This window comes from Pseudomonas fungipugnans, assembly GCF_029955235.1.
Taxonomy (GTDB): Bacteria; Pseudomonadota; Gammaproteobacteria; order Pseudomonadales; family Pseudomonadaceae; genus Aquipseudomonas; species Aquipseudomonas fungipugnans.
On record NZ_JARBWL010000001.1, the window covers coordinates 1,466,720 to 1,484,488 of the forward strand.

The window sequence follows — 17,769 nt, forward strand, 5'->3', positions numbered from 1 at the left end:
GGGCGATTCTAGCAGAGCGGGGCCACCGATGAGTCCCGCCGACCGCTCCCACATGGGGTCTGTCTACACCCTGAAAACGGTACGCAAAAAAAAAACCGCCCTTTCGGGCGGCTAAAGTGCTTCGACCATGTTCAGAACGTGAGGCTGTAGCTGAGCGTCATCGCGTTGTCGTTGTTGTCGCCCGACACCTGCCCCGAGTAGCCAATCCCCAGCTTGCCGTTCGGCGTGACCTGGAAGTCCACACCCGCTTCAAGCAGTGCGCTGTCCTTGGCAATCGGTACGCCCTGGGTGCTGAACGAGGCGCCGCCATCGATGAAGGTCAGGTCGGCATCCGGTTTGGTGTCGCCGTAGGCATGACGCCAGCCAATCGCGGCACGCGGCGTGAGTTGACTGCCGTTGGCCAGGGTCAGCAGCTTGCCGACGCGAACACCCAGGGTGGAGAAGGTGATGTCCTGGCTGGACTGGGCCTTCAGGCGCCCTACCCCGCCTTTCTCTTTACCGGTGTCGCTGTCGTAGTTGACGTAGGACAGACCGGCGAACGGCTCAAGCGCAAAGCCGCCCGCGTTGATGGCATAACCCACTTCACCGAAGACCTGTGCGGTGCGTGCATCGTAGTGCGCCTTCAACCGGTCGTTGTAGGCGCCCACGTTGACGTCGCGTTCGGTCTCGATGTCGTGCCAGCTGTAGGCGGCGCCGAGGCGGACGGCCAGGGCGTCGAACTGCGAGTTGAGGTAAGCGGCCAGATGGTAGCTGTCGACCGTGGCATTGGAATTGCGGTCATTGGCATCCAGGCTGCTGCGGGTGTAACCGGCGGCCATACCGGCGCGCCAGGTGTCGTCGATCTGCTTGTCGGTGCCGAGCATGAAACCGCCGAGTTTGCGGTCAAGACGGGCGGTGTTGCTGTCACCGTCCATCTTGCCCCAGGTGCCGATGGCGCGCATCCAGCCAACCATTTCACCGTGGCAGCCGCCGCTGGTGAGGCGGTTTTCGCTCGGGGCCAGGGTCGTACGCGGATCATCCATGCCGCTGCACCATGGCTGACGCATGCGGTCGTTGACGGCGTCGCGGATGTAGCGCGAGTCCTCAAGAATGGCACTGGCGGTACTGGCGTGGATCTCCCCGGACAAACTGTCGAACGCCGCACGGGCACCGGCTGTCGAGAGGTTGACGATCTGGTTCTGCAACGCCGCACCGGCCGGGCCATTATTGGACAGGGCCGTGGCCGTGCCACGCTGGTTGCCGGTGGTGGCGACATCGGCGAACGATGTGCCATTACGGCTGACCGCCAGGCCGACTTCATTGCCGGTGTACACCAGCGAAGCGTTGAGGAACGCCGTTTCCGGCAGATCAGCGGCGCTGAAGGTGCCGTTGACGCCACCGCCCGCCGTGATCAGCGCGTAGGTGGTGTTGCCGGTGTAGGGTGCCAGATTGGTGACTTGCAGACCGCCCGCCAGGGTCGCGGTGCCGCCGACGGCCAACGGTGTGACGGTTGGCGAATTCACGGTCAGCGCCAGCACACCATCCGCGGCGTTGGTGAAGTTGCCCGTTACGCTCAGGTTGCCAATGCTGGTGCCAGAGGACACCAGGCCATGGTTGACCACAGAACCGACACTGCCGTTACCACTTAAAGCAGCGCCATTGGAGACGGTAATCTGCCCACCAAAATTCGCGGGCGCATCACCGACCTGCAACATGCCCTGCTGCACTTCGACGGTGCCGCTGAACGGTTGGCTGCCGTCAATCAGCAACGTGCCAGCGCCTTGCTTGACCACGTCGCCAGTGCCACTGAGTGTGCCGTTGAAGCGACCGTTGCCGGCTTGCGCAAACAACAGCCGCGCGTTGTTGAGGATACGGCCCTGCAGGCTGGTGGTGTTACCGACCAGCGTACCGCCGCTGACCGTGGTGCCACCGCTGTAGGTGTTGGCGCCAGTCAGCACCAGGGTGCCGGAGTCCATCTTGTTGATACCGCCAGCGCCCACCAGCGGCGCGTCGATTTGCGCGGTGTCGCCGCCGTTGACCCGAACCGCCGCCAGACTGCCGTCCGCCGCGTTGGTCGGGCTCAAACTGCCATTCGCACCGGCCACCAGGCTGTAGCCATTGACGAGGAACTGCAACCCGGTAAAGCCCTGGTTGCCGACCACGGTCACCGTGCCGCCCTGCCCGCCGAATACCGCAAACTGGTTGTTCGAGTCCTCGCTGACGGTGCCGCTGGCGTCCGTCCAGTTGGTGTTGTTGTCCCAGACGCCACTGCCGCCACCAATGCTGCCGTCAGCTCTGGTTTTGCCGCCGTTCCAGAATTGCACCTCACCCGGCATGCTCTGTACCAACAGGTTGACCTGGTTGGCCAGGGCGGTTTGCAGTGTCAACGAACCCGGTACGATATCGCCCGGCAGCGAGCCGTACACCAGACCGTTGTCGGTCAGGCTGCCGCCGTAGCGGAACAGCTGATAGACGCCGGTGCCAAAACCACCGGCATTACTGACGTTCAGCGTGCCGTCGAGGGTCAGGTTGCCGGCGACGTTGACCACCGTGGTCGAGGCCGTGGCAGAACCGAGGCTGAAGTTCAGGTTGCTGCCCGAAGCCAGCGACAGCGAACCGACCGACAGCGGCGTAGTCGTACCGCCACCGACCAGGGTCGCGCCACTCGCCAGCTGCACGGCACCACCAAGCTGGCCGTTGCCGCCGAGGGTCGCGCCGCTGGCGACGCTGACGTTGCCACTGTTGAGCGTGCCGTTGACCCGCAAAGTGCCGGCCTGCACATTGGTGTTACCGGTAAACCCACTGGTGCCGGTCAACAGCAACTGGCCGCCGCCGGTTTTGTTCAGCGTGCCGCTGCCGGTGAGGGTGCCGCTGTAGGTGCCATCGCTGTTCTGCGCGAAAGTCAGTGCCGCGTTGTTGAGGATTGCCCCTTGCAGGGTGCTGGTGTCGCCGCTGGTACTGCCACCGTTGAGCGTGGTGCCGCCGCTGTAGGTGTTGGCGCCACTGAGCAACAGCGCACCGTTGCCGTTTTTCACCAGACTGCCGCTGCCGGCGATCACGCCAACGAGGGTGGTGTCTTGCGTGCCGGCCAGGCTCAATTGCCCGCCAAGATTGATGGCGTTATTGAGTTGCAGTGCCGCCGTACTGTCGAGTACCGCATTGCCGCCGATACTCAGCGCACCGCTGCCGATGGCGCTGTTGTTGCCCAGGACCAACGTGCCTGCATTGAGTTGCGTACCGCCGCTGTAGGTGTTGGTGCCGTTGAGACTCAGGCTGGACGCGCCATTCTTGATCAGGCTACCGCTGCCGCTGACCCCACCGCCAAGCGTCAGCGCGTTGGAGCCGGCGACACTCAGGCCGCCGTTCAACACCACGGCGTTAGCCAGGCTGACCGCCGTGTTGCTGTCCAGCGCAGTACCGTTGGCCGCAGTCAATATGCCTGTGCCTAGCGCGCTGTTGTTGCCGACCACCAGTGTGCCGCCGTTGAGCGCGGTGCCGCCGGTGTAGGTGTTATTGCCGTTGAGCACCAGCGTACCGGTGTCGTATTTGCCCAGGGCACCGGCGCCGTTGATATTGACGCCGAGGGTCGCGGTGGCGTTCGGGTCGACGCGAATCGACGCGTTGCCCATGGCGCCGTTGACCAGCGTCAGCGCGCCCTCGGTGCCGTTCACCAGGCTGTAGCCGTTGCTGACGAACTGCATCCCGGTGATGCTTTGCGCGCCGTTGACCGTGACCGTGCCCGCCGTGCCCTGGAACACCGCGAAGCTGTTGGCCCAGGCCTGATTGACGGTGCCGTCGACATTGGTCCAGTTGGTGGTGCTGCCGCCCCATGAGCCGCTGCCGCCTTCAATGGCGCCATTGCCCTCCAACTGGCTGCCGTCCCAGAACTGCACAGTGGTGTTCGCAGCGGTCACCAGCAGGTTGACCTGATTGCCGACCGCAGTCTGTACTTGCAGATCCCCCGGCACCACGCTGCCCGGCACACTGCCGATCAGCAGGCCATTGTCGGTCAGGGCACCGGTGTAGTTGATGATGCGATACACACCGCTGCCGAAGCCGCCGATATCGCTGACGTTGAGGTTGCCGTCCAGGGTCAGGTTGCCGCCGACGTTGATCAGCGCATTGCCGCCACCGGACACCGGCGTACCGAGGCCGACATCCAGATTGGAGTTGCCGGACAGCACCAGCGAACCCACCGACAGCGTGCTGCCGGTCGCGCCTGCCAGATGACCGCCATCGGCCACCGTGACCGCACCGCCGAGGCTGCCGGCGCCGGTCAGCGTACCGCCGCTGTTGACCGCCACGTTGCCACTGGCCAGCGAACCGCTGACATTCAGGGTGCCGCCGTTGATGCTGGTGTCGCCGCTCAGGGTGTTGACGCCGCCGAGGGTGAACGTGCCGGTGCCGGTTTTGTTCAACTGACCGGCGCCGTCGAGTACACCGGCAAAAGTGCTGCTCTGGTTGCCGCCGCCAATGTTCAGGGTGTTGTCCGCACCGACCAGCGCCGTACCGCTGCCAGTGAGGCTGCCGAGGCTGGCGGACGCACCGAGGTTGAGTTGCGTACCGGTGCCCAGGTTCATCCCGGCGTTGTCGCCGAGCGCCGTGGCACTGGTGGTACTCAGGCTGCCGCCCAGCACGTTGAAGTTGCCGCTGAAGGTGTTGCTGCCGCCGAGGCTCAGGTCAGCCGCGCCGTTCTTGGTCAGCGTTCCGGTGCCGGCCAGCACACCGGTCAGGGTCAGGTTGTTGCTGCCGGCCACTGCCAGTGCCGCGTTGACATTGACGTTGTTGGCCAGCACCAGCGACGAGCTGTTATTCAGCGTCGAGGCGCCCGCCACGGTCAAGGCGCCAGTGCCCAGAGCCGCCGCGTTGCCGAGGGTCAGGGTGCCGCCGTTGAGGGTGGTGCCGCCCCCATAGGTGTTGACGCCGTTAAGTGTCAGGTTGGCGTTACCGTTTTTACTAAGGCTGCCAGTGCCACTGATCACGCCGACGAGACTCAGGTTATTGCTGCCATTGATCGCAAGACCGGCATCCAGGCCGATGTTGTTGGACAGAATCAACGGCACGCTGTTGTCCAGGTTCGCAGCGCCTGCGACCGTCAGATTGCCCAACCCCAAGGCCTGGCCGTTGCCCACGGTCAAGGTGCCGGCGTTCAGCGTCAGGCCGCCGGTAAAGCCGTTGATCGCATTGAGCGTCAGATTGGCCGCGCCGTTCTTGCTCAGGCTCCCGGCACCGTTGATGACGCCATCCAGGGTCAGGTCTGCCGTGCCACCGATGCCGAGGTTACCGGCCAGGTTGATCACGTTGTTGACGCTCACCGCAGAGGCGGCGTCCAGCGTGGTGCCGCTGGCTGCGTTCAGTGCGCCGGAACCGAGCGCCGAGTTCGACGCCAGGATCAGCCCGCCGGCGTTCAGCGCGACCGGGCCGAGGAAGTTGTTGTTGCCGCCCAGGGTCAGGTTGGCGGCGCCGTTCTTGATCAGGCCGCCGACGCCGCCGATCGCCCCGTTGAGGGTCAGCGCATTGCTGCCGCCGACGGTCAGGTTACCGCCCAGACTCACGGCGTTGCCCAGCGCGACAGCCGCGTTGCTGTCCAGTGTGGTGCCGGTGGACGTGGTGAGCAAACCAGTGCCCAGCGCCGTGTTGCTGCCCACTACCAGCGTACCGCCCTGAAGTTCGGTGCCACCGGTGTAGCTGTTGGCGCCGTTGAGCACCAGGGTGCCGCTGTCGAGTTTGGCAATGATGCCGCTGCCGTCGATGCCGACGCCGAGGGTCGCGGTGGAGCCCGGATCGACTCGGATCGCCGTGTTGCCACTGGTGCCGTTGACCGCCGTCAATTGCCCAGCGCTGCCGGCCACGAGGTTGTAGCCGTTGGTGACGAATTGCAGCCCGGTGAACAGCTGCGCGCCCGCCACGGTGACAGTGCCCGCCGTGCCCTGGAACACGCCGAAGTCACCGGCCCAGGGTGAGTTGACGGTGCCGTTGACCGAGGTCCAGTTGGTGCCGCCCGCCGTCCAGGTGCCCGTACCGCCATCCACCACGCCGTTGGCAATGGTCTGGCTACCGTCCCAGAAGCGGATGTTGGCATCGGGTGCCGAGACCAGCACGTTGACCTGATTGCCGACCGAGGTCTGCACCACCAGATCGCCGAGGCCATAACCTACCGGCACGCCGGCCACCGTCAGGCCCAGGTCAGTGAGACTGCCGGTGTAGTTGATCAAGCGATAAACGCCGACGCCGAAGCCACCGGCATCGCTGACGTTCAGGTTGCCGTCCAGGGTCAGGTTGCCGCCGACGTTGAGCAGTGACGTGGTGGACGGTGCACCGAGCGCCACGTCCAGGTTGGAGTTGCCGCTCATGACCAGCGAACCGGCAGACAGCGTGTTGCCGCTGCTCAGGGCCAGATGGCCACCATTGTTCACATTCAGCGCGCCGAGTACCGAACCGGTGCCGGTGAAGGTGCCGCCGGTGTTGACGTTGACATTGGCACTGGCCAGCGAGCCGCTGAGATTCAGCGTGCCGCCGTTGACCGCCGTATCACCGCTGAGGCTGTTGATGCCGGTGACATTCAGGGTGCCGGTGCCGACTTTGTTCAGCGCACCGGTGCCGGTCAGGCTGCCATCGAAGGTGCTGGTGGAGTTGACGCCACCCACCGACAAGGTATTGCTGCCACTGATTTGCACGCCACCACTGCCGCTGAGGGTAGCGAGGCTGGCATCACTGCCCAGAATCAAACTGGCACCGGCGCTGACCGCTGCGCCCGAGGTGTTGCCCAACGCACCGGCACTGGCGGTGGTCACGCTGCCGGACAGTACGTTCAGCGGACCGGTGAAGGTGTTGCTGCCACTGAGGGTCAGGTCCGCCAGGCCGTTCTTGTTCAGGGCGCCGGCGCCGCTGATCACGCCGCCGAGTGCCAGGTTGTTGTTGCCGGCCACGCTCAGGTCGGCATTGAGGGCAATGGCATTGTTCAGGGTCATCGCCGCACTGTTGTCCAGCGTCGAGGTGCCACCGACGGTCAGGCTACCGCTGCCCAGCGCCGCGCCGTTGCCCAACGTCAGGGTGCCGGCGTTGAGCGTGCTGCCGCCGCTGTAAGTGTTGATGCCGTTGAGGGTCAGGTTGGCCGCGCCGTTCTTGATCAACTCCCCGGTGCCGCTGACAACGCCACCCAGTGTCAGGCCTTGAGTGCCGCCAACCGTCAGGTCGGCATTGAGCGCGACGTTGTTGGCCAGCGTCACCGCGGTATTACTGTCCAGGGTCGAGGCGCCGCCGACGGTCAGGTTGCCAAGGCCCAGCGCCGTGTTGCTGCCGACGGTCAGGGTGCCGGCGTTCAACGTGGTGCCGCCGAGGAAGCCATTGGCGCCGTTGAGAGTCAGGTTGGCTGTACCGTTTTTCACCAGGCTGCCGGCACCGTTGACCAGACCGGACAAGGTCAGGTCTGCCGTGCCGCCGACATTCAGGGCGGCGCCCAGGCTCAGTTGATTGTTCAGGCTGACGGCCGTGTTGGCGTCCAGGGCGGTGTTGGCGGCCGTGGTGAGCAGGCCGCTGCCCAAGGCATTGTTGGCGCCGACAATGATCTTGCCGGCGTTGAGCGTGGTGCCGCCCTGGTAGTTGTTGGTGCCGTTGAGGGTCAGGTCGGCCGCGCCGTTCTTGATCAGGCTGCCGACGCCGCTGACGTTGCCGCCCAGGGTCAGCGCATTGCTGCCGGAGAAGGTCAGGCTGCCCGCGAGGCTGACCGCATTGGCCAGGGTGACGGCGGTGTTGGCATCCAGCGTGGTACCACTGGCGGCATTCAACGCGCCAGTGCCCAGTGCGGTGTTGGAACCGATGATCAGCGTGCCGGCGTCCAGCGCCGTAGGGCCTGAATAGGTGTTGTTGCCGTTGATGGTCAAGACCGACGGGCCGGTCTTGATCAAGCCGCCCGTGCCGCTGATCAGACCGTTGAGGGTCATCGGATTGGCGCCGCCGGCACTCAGGTTGGCGTTGAGGTTGATCGCGTTGCTCAGGGTCGTCGCGCCCGTGCTGGTGAGGCTGCTGGCGCCGCCCACCGTCAGTGCACCGGTACCCAGCGCTGCGCCGTTGCCGATGACCAGGCCACCGGCATTGAGCGTGGTGCCGCCCGCATAAGTGTTGACGCCGTTGAGCACCAGGTTGGAGACGCCGTTCTTGATCAGTTGACCGGTGCCGCTGAGCACCCCGCCCAGCGTCAGTGGGTTGGTGCCCGCCACGGTCAGGTCGGCGTTCAACGCGACGTTGTTGGCCAGGTTCACGTTGGCGCTGCTGTCCAGCGAGGCGGCACCGGCGACGGTCAGGTTGCCGATGCCCAGCGCCGTGTTGGTGCCGGCAGTCAGCGTGCCCGCGTTCAGGGTCACACCGTTGAGGAAGGTGTTGGCACCATTGAGAATCAGGTTGGCAGTGCCGTTTTTGGTCAGGCCGCCGCCGGCCACCACGCCACCCAGGGTCAGGTCGGATGTGCCGCCGATGTTGAGGTTGCCGGTGGCGTTGACTGCGTTGCCCAGGGTTGTTGCGGTGCTCGCATCCAGCGTGGTGCCGTCAGCGGTATTCAAGGTACCGCCGACGCCCAGCGCCGTATTGGAGCCGACGATCAGCGAACCGGCGTTGAGCGCGGTGTTGCCGGTGTAGGTGTTGGCGCCGCCGAGGGTCAGCGCCGCCGTACCGTTCTTGATGATCCCGGCTGCGCCGCTGACCACACCGGTCAGGCCCAGTGCCTGCGTCCCGCCGATGGTCAGGTCGGCGGCCATGGTGACCGCGTTGGCCAACGTCACGGCGGTGGTGGCGTCCAGCGTGGTACCGGCGGCGGTGTTCAGGGCCCCAGTGCCCAGGGCGTTGTTGTTGCCTACCAGCAGCGTGCCGGCATTAAGTGCGGTGGCGCCGGTCTGGCTGTTGTTGCCGGTCACGGTCAGGGTCGACGCGCCGTCCTTGATGATGCCGCCCGCGCCCGATATCGCCCCGGCGAGGGTCAAGGCGTTGCTGCCGACCGTGGTCAGGTTGGCATTGAGCCCGATGCTGTTGCTTAGGGTCACGTTGGCGCTGCTATCGAGGCTCGCGCCGCCATTGACGCTCAAGGCGCCGGTGCCCACCGCGTTGTTGTTGCCCACCACCAGCGTACCGGTGTTCAGGTTGGTGGTGCCGGTGTAGGCCGTGTTGTTGCCGTTGAGGATCAGGCTGCCGTTGCCGTTCTTGTTGATGCCGCCCGCGCCGTTGATCACGCCGGCCAGGGTCAGTGCCCCGCTGCCGGTGGTTGTCATGTCGCCGGTCAGGGTGATGAGGTTGTTCAGGGTGATGGTGCCTGGCGAGGTCAGCGTCGCTGCACCGCCAAAGGTCACGGCGCCGGACCCGAAGGCCTGGTTGTTGAGTACCTGAACCGAACCGGCATTGATCGTGGTGTTGCCGGTGAAAGTATTGGCACCACTGAGGGTCAACTGGCCAGTGCCGGCCTTGGTCAAGCCACCCGTGCCGGAAACCACCCCGCCCAGGGTCGTGCCGTTGGTGCCTTGCACCGCCAGGCCGCCGCTGCCCAGGGTAATCAGGTTGTTGAGGGTCAGGCCGGCGTTGCTGGCCTGGATCGTCCCGCCGTTGGAGGTCAGCACCCCGGTGCCGAACGACTGGGCGTTGTTGAACAGCGCGATGCCGCCATTGAGGGTGGCGGCGCCGCTGACCAGCGGACCTTGCAGGGTCCACGTACCGCTGTTGACCGTCAGGTTGTTGAAGTTGACGTAGTTGGCGCTCGATGCCGTGCCGGTGCCACTGGTGCCACCGCCGACGCCGATGGTGTTCTGCAGGATCAGCGAGTTGTTGCCGCCCGCGCCGCCATCGATTTGCCCGGTGGGGGCGAAGGTCAGGTTGACGCCGATCAAGCCGCCGAGGCTGATCCCCACGCCACCGCCGCTGGAAATGCTCGAACCGGTGACGGCGGTGAAGGTGTTGTTGCTGGCGGTACCCATCGACACGCCGCCGCTGATGGTGCCGGTGTTGATGAAGGTGTTGCCGGTGGACGAGGTTTCGAACGCCACCCGGCCGGTCAAGGTGCCGTTGTTGACCATGTTGATCTGCGAGCCGCCCTGCACCGCGACGATGGGCGTGTCGGAGGCAAACAGCGTCACGTTGAGCAAGGCATTGGAACCGAGGGTGCCGTTGTTGGTGATGTTGGTAACACCGCCGGCGCCGTTGACCACGCTCATCGCCATGCCGGCGAGGCTGGTCAGGTTCACACCGAGCACATCACCGGTGCCGCGAATGATCCCGGTCAGGGTGTTGTTGATGTTGACGGTCGAAGCGCTGGTATTGCCCAGCGTCAGGCCGCCACTCAGGGCCGTCACCGCCCCCAGCAAACCCGGATCGACCGTCCCGGAGTTGTTGAAAGTCAGGTTGTTGCCGGTGAGGTTGAGCGCCACCCCGCCCAGCGTCGCGTTCATCTGCGCGCCGGAGTTGACGTTGACCGTCAGGTTGTTCACAGCGCTGGCAAAGGTATTGAGAAACAGCGGCAACGACGGCACACCGGTACAGGTGACCGTGGCGCCCGCTGTCGGGCTGGCGGGCGTACACGCCGCCAGCGCTTGCGGACTGACGAGGCCGACAACCGCACCGACTATACCGAGGCGAACAGCGAGAAAGAGAGGGGAAACGCGAGACATCGGGGCGGCGACAGATCTGAAATCCACGTGTTACTCCTTTTTCGTGGTGAACCTTTCTTCCTTGAAGGGCGTGTTACAACGGCCAGCCTGGCCATGAATCCGATCACACGCGAATCAAGACTGCGACGGTTGAAAGAACCGTATCATTCGTGACACACGGTAGTAGACGCACAGCGTTGGGGCATAAAAGCACCGGGGAAAAATAGTATTAATACTTTGGTGCACGCGGGCCGTTTACCGCCCTTTGGTCCCCTGTGGGGGTTGTGTCGGTTTCGACCAATTGCACGCTTGACGAAGCCGTCAGCTAAAACGCAGATTCACCAGAATTTTCATGTAATTGAAACAATTGGTATAACTTGTGCAAACGTTTGCGAGTCGCCGATACCGGCCTATTCGCAACCTAACCGCGCAAGCCCGAAAAACCGGGCCTTCGACCTGCACGAAAAGGGACTTTTAATGCATTGCACGTCCAGCGGCGCGACCTGCTCGCGCACTTTTGCTGTTTCCTTGCTACTGGCCAGCGTTACAGGACTACTCAGCGGCACTGTTCTGGCGCAACCCGCCCTGCCTGAAGAATCCGCCCAGGGCGAAACCCTGAGCCCGGAAGCCAGCCCGCCGAAAAAAGGCGCTTATCTGTCGGACTGGTTCAACCAGGACCTGACCGTCATCGGCAGCAAGGACATCAGCTTCGGCCCGCGCCCGGCCGACGATGTGTACCTGGAATACGAATACTTCGGCCGCAAAGGCCCCTTCGAGCTGTACGGCTATGTCGACATCCCGAAGATCTTCGACATCGGCAACAGCCATGACAAAGGCGCCTGGGATCACGGCTCGCCGGTGTTCATGGAGCACGAGCCGCGCATCTCCATCGACTACCTGACCGGTCGCAGCCTGGCGGTCGGGCCGTTCAAGGAATGGTATGTGGCCTTCGACTGGATCTACGACCACGGCAGCAGCACCGCCAACCGCGCCAACACCTTGTACAGCGGTCTGGGCACCGACATCGACACCCATTCGAAGGTCAACCTGTCGGCCAACTTCTACGGTCGTTACCAGTGGGAAAACTATGGCGCCAGCAACGAGTATTCGTGGGACGGCTACCGCGCCCAGCTCAAATACATCGTGCCGATCGACAGCTACAGCAACGGCGCGTCGCTGACCTACATCGGCTTCACCAACTTCGATTTCGGCTCGGACCTGCACAAAGACAACCCGGCTCGTACCGCCAACGCCACGGTGGCCACCAACGTGCTGCTGTACTCATTCACCCACCTGCGTTTCACCCTGGTGGGCCGTTACTTCCACAACGGCGGCAACTGGGAAGATGGCAGCGTGCTGAACTTCGGCGACGGCGAATTCCGCGCGCGCTCCAATGGCTGGGGTTACTACGCCGGTATCGGTTATCAGTTCTGAAAACAAGGAGGTTGTATGAAAGCAATGACGCGTCTTTCCCTGTCCGTGGCCCTGGCCTGCGGCACCCTGCTCGCTTCCACCGCCTGGGCCGCTGAGACACCGATTCGGCCGAAAGTGATGCTGATCACCATGTTCGCCCCCGAGGCGCAGAACTGGATCGATCGCCTGGAACTCAAGCAGGAAGTTCGCGTACCAGGGTTGTCCGCCGAGTACCCGAGCATTCGCTGCAACGCACAGCAGGTGTGCCTGATGGTCACCGGCATGGGCCAGACCAACGCCGCCGCTTCTACCCTGGCGCTGGCCCTGTCGCCGAAATTCGACCTGCGTAAAAGCTATTTCCTGATCGCCGGGATCGCCGGGATCAGCCCGAAATACGGGACCATCGGCACCGCGGCGTGGGCGCATTATCTGGTGGAATTCGGCACCCAGTGGGAGATCGATTCCCGGGACGTGCCCAAAGACTGGCCGACCGGCTACATCGGCATCAACACCCAAGGCCCGAACGAAAAACCGCCGCTGGACTACAAGACCGAAGTCTTCGAGCTCAACCCGAAGTTGCAGGCCAAGGCCTTCGCCCTGTCGCACAAGGTTGAGTTGAGCGAGAGCAAGGAATCGGCGGCGTGGCGCCTGAAATACCCGCAGACACCGGCCAATCAGCCACCGGTGGTGACGAAGTGCGATACGGCGGCGGGCAACACCTGGTTCTCCGGGACGCGCCTGAGCGAGCGGGCCGAGGTCTGGACCAAATTGCTGACCGACAACAAGGGCGACTACTGCACGACTCAGCAGGAAGACAACTCCACCTATGAAGCGCTGCTGCGCGCGGGACGCGAGGGACTGGTGGATGTGCAGCGCCTGGCGGTGGTGCGTGCCGGGTCCGACTTTGACCGCCCGGCGCCGGGGCAGAGTGAGGTGGACAACCTGTTGAAGTACGCCGATCAGGGCGGGTTCGTGCCGGCGCTGGAGAACCTGTACCGGACGGGGAATCCGTTGGTGCAGGATATTTTGCAGCACTGGTCGGCGTGGGAGAAAGGTGTTCCCGAGGCCTGATCTGACACTGCAAAAAACCTGTGGGAGCGGGTTATGGCAACAGGATGATCTTGTCCCCGCCCCCGCTATTCACCTCGCCATAGCGCTCCACCCCCTCAGCCAGCGGCGATTCGACCAGCCCCTGCGGCAACGGCAACAAATCCTGATCAAAGAACTGACCGAACTGCTCCAGCATCACTGCGCACGCCTGCACGCCATACAACAACGAGTTGATGCCCACCACCGACCCACCCTTGCGATACAGACCCAGCGCCGGCAACTGCACATGCCCATCCACAGGCGCGGCAATGATCGCGATGCGACCAAAAGCGGCCAGTGCCGCCACCGAGGCCGGCAACCAGAAACCGGTGGTGTCGAAGATCACTTCAGCGCCCTTGGCGTACACCGCATGCACCTGCGCTCCGAGGTCTTCTGGCTTGTCCAGTTGCAGCGTCTGGTACCCCAGCGCTTGCAATTCCTTGACCTGCTCAGGCCGTCGCGCCGCTGCCAGCACTTCGGCGCCACGCACCTTGGCCAGTGCCAATGCCGCGGTACCGACTGCCCCGCCACCGATCACCAGCAAACGGGTGCCGGCCAAGACCCGACTGCGTTCCAGCGCATCCCAGGCCGTCGTGAACGGCACGCCGAGGCTGGCGGCCTGGGCGAAACTCAAGTGCGTCGGTTTGTGCGCAACACCATTGGCCGGCAGTTTGACGAATTGTGCATGGGAACCGTCAGCGAAGAAGCCCAGCTCACGGCCCGTGCCCCACACCTCTTGACCAATGAGCGCCTGCGGGCCTTCAACCACGACGCCGGCAAAATCCCGACCCGGGATCCGTGGCAGCGTGGTGTAGGGAAAACGACCCAGTACGTTCTTCACATCGCTGGGGTTCAGGCCCGCGGCCTTGATCTGTACCAACACCTCATCAGGCCCGGCCACCGGGGTCGGCACGTCAACGTAGCGCAAGGCTGACAGGTCGCCGGTTTTATCAAATTGCAGTGCTTTCATGAGCGTATCCGTCGAAGGGTTTGAAGAGGTTCAGGAGATCCAGCCAGCCACGAGCGTCTTGCCCATGGGCCAGAGTTTTTCGCCAGCCAGCATGCCCAGCAGGCCCACCAGCGCGATGGCCGGTGGCGCCGGGGAACGAAAATCCAGAGCGCCGTAGAGCAGACCGACACCCAGGCCGATGCCCAGGGAAATGAGGTAATTCATGACAGACTCCATGGCACAAAGGGGTATGTGCAGAGTCTAGAGGGCGCTGAAGAATGGCATCGGCCAAGTGCTTCTGAATTTCGGCCAAATACCTTGAACACCGCAATTCCCACAGGGGGATTTGTGTTTCAGCTGACTGGATATTGTGAAGGCGCCATGCCCAGCTCCCGCCGAAACATGTCACTGAAACTGCTCGGCGAATAGCCCAGTTCCCGGGCAATCACGCCGACCGACGCGCCCTGGATCAACTCGGCCACCGCCGTCGCCAACTGCACCTGCCGCCGCCACTCGGCAAAGCCCATCCCCAGGCCGTCCTTGAACAACCGCGCCAGGGTGCGCACGCTGGCCCCGGCGTTTTCGGCATGTTGTTCGAAGGGAATCTCCAGCGATGGCGCGGCCATGACCGCCTGACACAGATTCATCAAGCGTCGGTCGGAGTCGTCCGGCAGTGGTATTTTCAGCAGCGTTCGCCGGGCTCGCCCAAGCTCCAGCAGTGCCAGGCTGACCAGCGCTTCGTAATAGTCTGGTGCACCGTTGTCGCCCTGCTCCACCAGCCCCACGATCAGCTCGCGCAGCAGCCCACCGACTTCGAGTACCTGGACCGTATCGTCCAGCGTCGCCGCCAATGAGGGCCGCAGGTAGATGTTACGCATCTGCAAGTCCGAGACCACGCGAATCCCGTGGGGCACGCCTGGTGGCAGCCACACCGCCCGTTGCGGCGGCACCACCAGCGCTTCGTGCGGTGTCTCGACCCACATCACCCCGCTCATCGCGTACAGCAGTTGCCCCCAGGCATGCTCGTGGGGCTCGATGTACAAGCCGCGCGGGTAGGTGCGCGCCAGCGGTTGCACGGGCACATTGGTGTCACTCAGATCAGGGGGCGTGGCGAGGGCCATGGGCAAGGATCACAGGGGTTTTCAGGAAATGCATGGTAACCAGCCGCCGATCTTGTCGCCACTGGCGGCAGCCGCCTGACAATCCGACTGAATTTTCCGCGGCGCCAATGATCCTTCTATTACCACAGGGAGGAATAAAGGCTTTATGAACAACGCAAAACTTTTCGTCATTGAATACACCCTTCATGGCGCGCCCAAGTCCTTCATCATCCGCCTGGACAAAATGGACAACGCAGAAGCGTGGCACTGGGCGAGTTGTGACGCCGGCGTCGGACGCATCCCGCGCTTTGGTCGTGAAAAGGTGCAGAAGACCAGCAAACCGCTGGCGGAGAAATTCGGCGTCGAAAACGTGACGTGGCGACCCGCGAACTGAACACCAGACACCGCAAATCTACTGTGGGAGCGAGCCTGCTCGCGAAAGCGGCGTATCAGTCAACATTGACGTTGAAGCTGACGGCCCCTTCGCGAGCAGGCTCGCTCCCACAGTTTGTGTGGTGTGTTAGCTGAAGGAAACGTCAGTGCGCGGCACACTTGCAGCCTTTGCTGGTGCAGGCTTCACCGTGTTCGTGATGTTTGGCGCAGCCTTCGCAGCAATAGTGTTTGCCGTGGCGCACGATCGGATGTTCGCCCAGTTTGCAAGTGCATTTCGGGCAGTCGCAGGTACGTTCAGTCATCGGTCTGACTCCATTTTGTGTGGTCGTCCGGTGCTTTGACTGCGCACCGTTCTACCAGTGTAGGAGCTGCAACGCGTTATGCCTGCCGGGTACTGCTGCGATACATGAACACCAGCGCCAGCGCCAGACAAGCATCGCCAGCACCCGGCTGCCGGACAACTCGATCGCCGGGTTGCCCAGCCAGCCGAAGTTGTCGATGCCGGCGCTTTCAGATACGAAATTGCCCGACCAGCTTGCCCAGACGCTGTCCCAGATCCGCCAGGCTGCGCGACGTCTGCGCACCCAGTTGCGTCTCGTCCGCCACGTTATCCACCGCCACCGCGATCTGATGCACGCTGCGGTTGATCTCTTCGGCCACCGCCGTTTGCTCTTCAGCGGCGCTGGCAATCTGCGCATTCATCGAGTTGATGGTGCCGATCAACTGCGCCATGGTGTCGAGTGACGCACCGGCTTCATTGGCTTGCGCCGAGGTGCCGTCACCCGCCTCGCTGGAGCGGCGCATGGCTTCCACGGCCGACTGGGTGCCGGCCTGCAAGCGGTCGATCATGCCCTGGATTTCCTGGGTGCTGATCTGCGTGCGACTGGCCAGCGCCCGTACCTCGTCCGCCACCACCGCAAATCCACGACCGGCCTCACCGGCGCGAGCCGCTTCGATGGCGGCGTTCAGCGCCAGCAGGTTGGTCTGCTCGGCAATCGAGCGGATCACCCCCAGGACGCTGACAATCGACGACACGTCCTTTTGCAGGCTGTCGAGGGACACGCCGCTGCTGCGAATATCGTCCACCAACGCATGAATCTTGACGATGCTACCGGCCACCACGCGCTTGGCGGCCTGGCCTTCTTCGTCGGTCTGCTGGGCTGCCACGGCGGCGTTCTGCGCGCTCTTGGCCACTTCCTGCGCCGCTGCCGACATTTCGTTGATCGCGGTGGCGACCTGATCGGTCTCGTGACGCTGGCGTTCCATGGCCTGGTCCGAACGCTGGGCCTGATCGGACACCTGATTCACCAGCCCGGTCAGTTGCCCGGTCATTTCGGTGATCTGCCGCACCAGGCCGTGGATCTTGTCGACGAAGCGGTTGAACGAACCGGCCAGTTGGCCCAGTTCGTCTTCGCCGGTGATGTTCAGGCGCCGGGTCAGGTCGCCCTCACCCGCCGCGATGTCGTCGAGGTTGGCTTTCATCAGGTTCAGCGGACGCAGAATCGCGTTGGCCAGCAGCATGCCGACGATGGCGATCACCAGCAGCACCACGGCGGCAATCGCGACGATGCTCCACACCACGCCTTCCATGCGTTCGGTGACCTGGGCCTGAACCTGGGCCACCTGCGCCTCGATCCCGTCGAGATTGACCGAGGAACCGATCGCCATGTCCCACTTCGGCAGGTAGTCGGTGTAGCCGAGTTTGGGCACCTGCACCTGGCTGTTGCCGGGCAGCGGCGAGCTGTATTCCAGGAAGTGCGTACCGTCCTTGGCCACTTTCACCAGGTCGCGGTTGACGTAGACGCCGTTCGGATCGCGGTTGTCCTTGAAGCTCTGGCCCACGCCTTCGGGGCTGTTGGCCTTGAACAGGCGCACGGTGTTGGAATCGTAGCCGAAGAAGTAGCCGTCCTTGCCGTAGCTGATGCTCGACAGCAACTTGACCACCTGCGCCCGTGCCGCGTCATCGCCGGGGGCGGCAGCGTCGTACAGGGGTTTGATCGTGGTCATTGCCACCGCGACATAACTTTGCAGGGTGGCCTTGGCATCGGAGAGCAGACGCTGGCGGGTTTCTTCGACTTCATTGCGGGCCTGGGCCTGCAAGATGAACAGCGTGGTCAGGCTGATGACCAGCGCAAACAGTAATACCGGGAGGACCGCAAGGGATAGGACTTTAGCCTTCAGGCTCAGGCGCATGGGGCGTTCACTCTTTTGGTTTTATTGG

General features: G+C 63.7%; 9 protein-coding genes and 2 pseudogenes. 3 read left to right on the forward strand and 8 right to left on the reverse strand.

Annotation, left to right across the window (positions count from 1 at the left end; genetic code table 11):
- Positions 1-131: 131 nt before the first annotated feature.
- Positions 132-10,625: an autotransporter-associated beta strand repeat-containing protein gene (locus POF45_RS05925; RefSeq protein ID WP_282316008.1), complete on the reverse strand. Its 10,494-nt coding sequence runs from the start codon at positions 10,623-10,625 to the stop codon at positions 132-134.
- 456 nt (positions 10,626-11,081) lie between these two features.
- Here POF45_RS05925 and POF45_RS05930 point away from each other — a divergent pair, with 456 nt between their 5' ends.
- Together POF45_RS05930 and POF45_RS05935 are read left to right on the forward strand one after the other, a co-directional pair.
- Positions 11,082-12,038, forward strand: a complete 957-nt coding sequence (locus POF45_RS05930) for a nucleoside-specific channel-forming protein Tsx (protein ID WP_259495116.1) — start codon at positions 11,082-11,084, stop codon at positions 12,036-12,038.
- A gap of 15 nt (positions 12,039-12,053) precedes the next feature.
- Positions 12,054-13,088 carry a purine-nucleoside phosphorylase gene (locus tag POF45_RS05935; protein WP_282315321.1) on the forward strand — a complete coding sequence of 345 codons (1,035 nt, stop codon included), beginning with the start codon at positions 12,054-12,056 and terminating at the stop codon, positions 13,086-13,088.
- Between the two features lie 31 nt (positions 13,089-13,119).
- Here the strand turns inward: POF45_RS05935 and POF45_RS05940 are convergent, their stop codons facing one another.
- From POF45_RS05940 to POF45_RS05950, 3 genes are all read right to left on the reverse strand, one after another.
- Complete coding sequence (locus POF45_RS05940) at positions 13,120-14,076, reverse strand: quinone oxidoreductase family protein (protein WP_259495118.1); 957 nt, start codon at positions 14,074-14,076, stop codon at positions 13,120-13,122.
- Between the two features lie 30 nt (positions 14,077-14,106).
- Positions 14,107-14,280 carry a XapX domain-containing protein gene (locus tag POF45_RS05945; protein ID WP_259495119.1) on the reverse strand — a complete coding sequence of 58 codons (174 nt, stop codon included), beginning with the start codon at positions 14,278-14,280 and terminating at the stop codon, positions 14,107-14,109.
- A gap of 128 nt (positions 14,281-14,408) precedes the next feature.
- Positions 14,409-15,176, reverse strand: a complete 768-nt coding sequence (locus POF45_RS05950; RefSeq protein ID WP_259495120.1) for an AraC family transcriptional regulator — start codon at positions 15,174-15,176, stop codon at positions 14,409-14,411.
- Between the two features lie 145 nt (positions 15,177-15,321).
- Between POF45_RS05950 and POF45_RS05955 the strand changes: the two genes are divergently transcribed.
- Complete coding sequence (locus POF45_RS05955; protein ID WP_123516283.1) at positions 15,322-15,549, forward strand: DUF6555 family protein; 228 nt, start codon at positions 15,322-15,324, stop codon at positions 15,547-15,549.
- A 142-nt stretch (positions 15,550-15,691) separates the two neighbouring features.
- Here the strand turns inward: POF45_RS05955 and POF45_RS05960 are convergent, their stop codons facing one another.
- The 4 genes and pseudogenes from POF45_RS05960 to POF45_RS29795 all read right to left on the reverse strand — a co-directional run.
- The gene (locus POF45_RS05960; protein WP_259495122.1) at positions 15,692-15,850 is read right to left on the reverse strand and encodes a metallothionein; all 159 of its coding nucleotides are present in this window, start codon (positions 15,848-15,850) and stop codon (positions 15,692-15,694) included.
- Between the two features lie 76 nt (positions 15,851-15,926).
- Positions 15,927-16,048, reverse strand: a pseudogene (locus POF45_RS05965) (DMT family transporter); the annotation flags it as partial.
- Positions 16,049-16,058: 10 nt separating this feature from the next.
- Positions 16,059-16,880 carry a methyl-accepting chemotaxis protein gene (locus POF45_RS29790; RefSeq protein ID WP_409077965.1) on the reverse strand — a complete coding sequence of 274 codons (822 nt, stop codon included), beginning with the start codon at positions 16,878-16,880 and terminating at the stop codon, positions 16,059-16,061.
- A gap of 84 nt (positions 16,881-16,964) precedes the next feature.
- Positions 16,965-17,741 (reverse strand): annotated as a pseudogene (locus tag POF45_RS29795) (cache domain-containing protein); the annotation flags it as partial.
- Between the last annotated feature and the right edge of the window lie 28 nt (positions 17,742-17,769).

What these genes read in the sequence shown, in the direction of transcription:
- POF45_RS05930 (WP_259495116.1), top strand. Translation starts at nt 11,082, where the DNA reads ATGCATTGCACGTCCAGCGGCGCGACCTGCTCGCGCACTTTTGCTGTT.
- POF45_RS05925 (WP_282316008.1), bottom strand. Translation starts at nt 10,625, where the DNA reads ATGTCTCGCGTTTCCCCTCTCTTTCTCGCTGTTCGCCTCGGTATAGTC.
- POF45_RS29790 (WP_409077965.1), bottom strand. Translation starts at nt 16,880, where the DNA reads ATGACCGGGCAACTGACCGGGCTGGTGAATCAGGTGTCCGATCAGGCC.
- POF45_RS05955 (WP_123516283.1), top strand. Translation starts at nt 15,322, where the DNA reads ATGAACAACGCAAAACTTTTCGTCATTGAATACACCCTTCATGGCGCG.
- POF45_RS05950 (WP_259495120.1), bottom strand. Translation starts at nt 15,176, where the DNA reads ATGGCCCTCGCCACGCCCCCTGATCTGAGTGACACCAATGTGCCCGTG.
- POF45_RS05945 (WP_259495119.1), bottom strand. Translation starts at nt 14,280, where the DNA reads ATGAATTACCTCATTTCCCTGGGCATCGGCCTGGGTGTCGGTCTGCTC.
- POF45_RS05960 (WP_259495122.1), bottom strand. Translation starts at nt 15,850, where the DNA reads ATGACTGAACGTACCTGCGACTGCCCGAAATGCACTTGCAAACTGGGC.
- POF45_RS05935 (WP_282315321.1), top strand. Translation starts at nt 12,054, where the DNA reads ATGAAAGCAATGACGCGTCTTTCCCTGTCCGTGGCCCTGGCCTGCGGC.
- POF45_RS05940 (WP_259495118.1), bottom strand. Translation starts at nt 14,076, where the DNA reads ATGAAAGCACTGCAATTTGATAAAACCGGCGACCTGTCAGCCTTGCGC.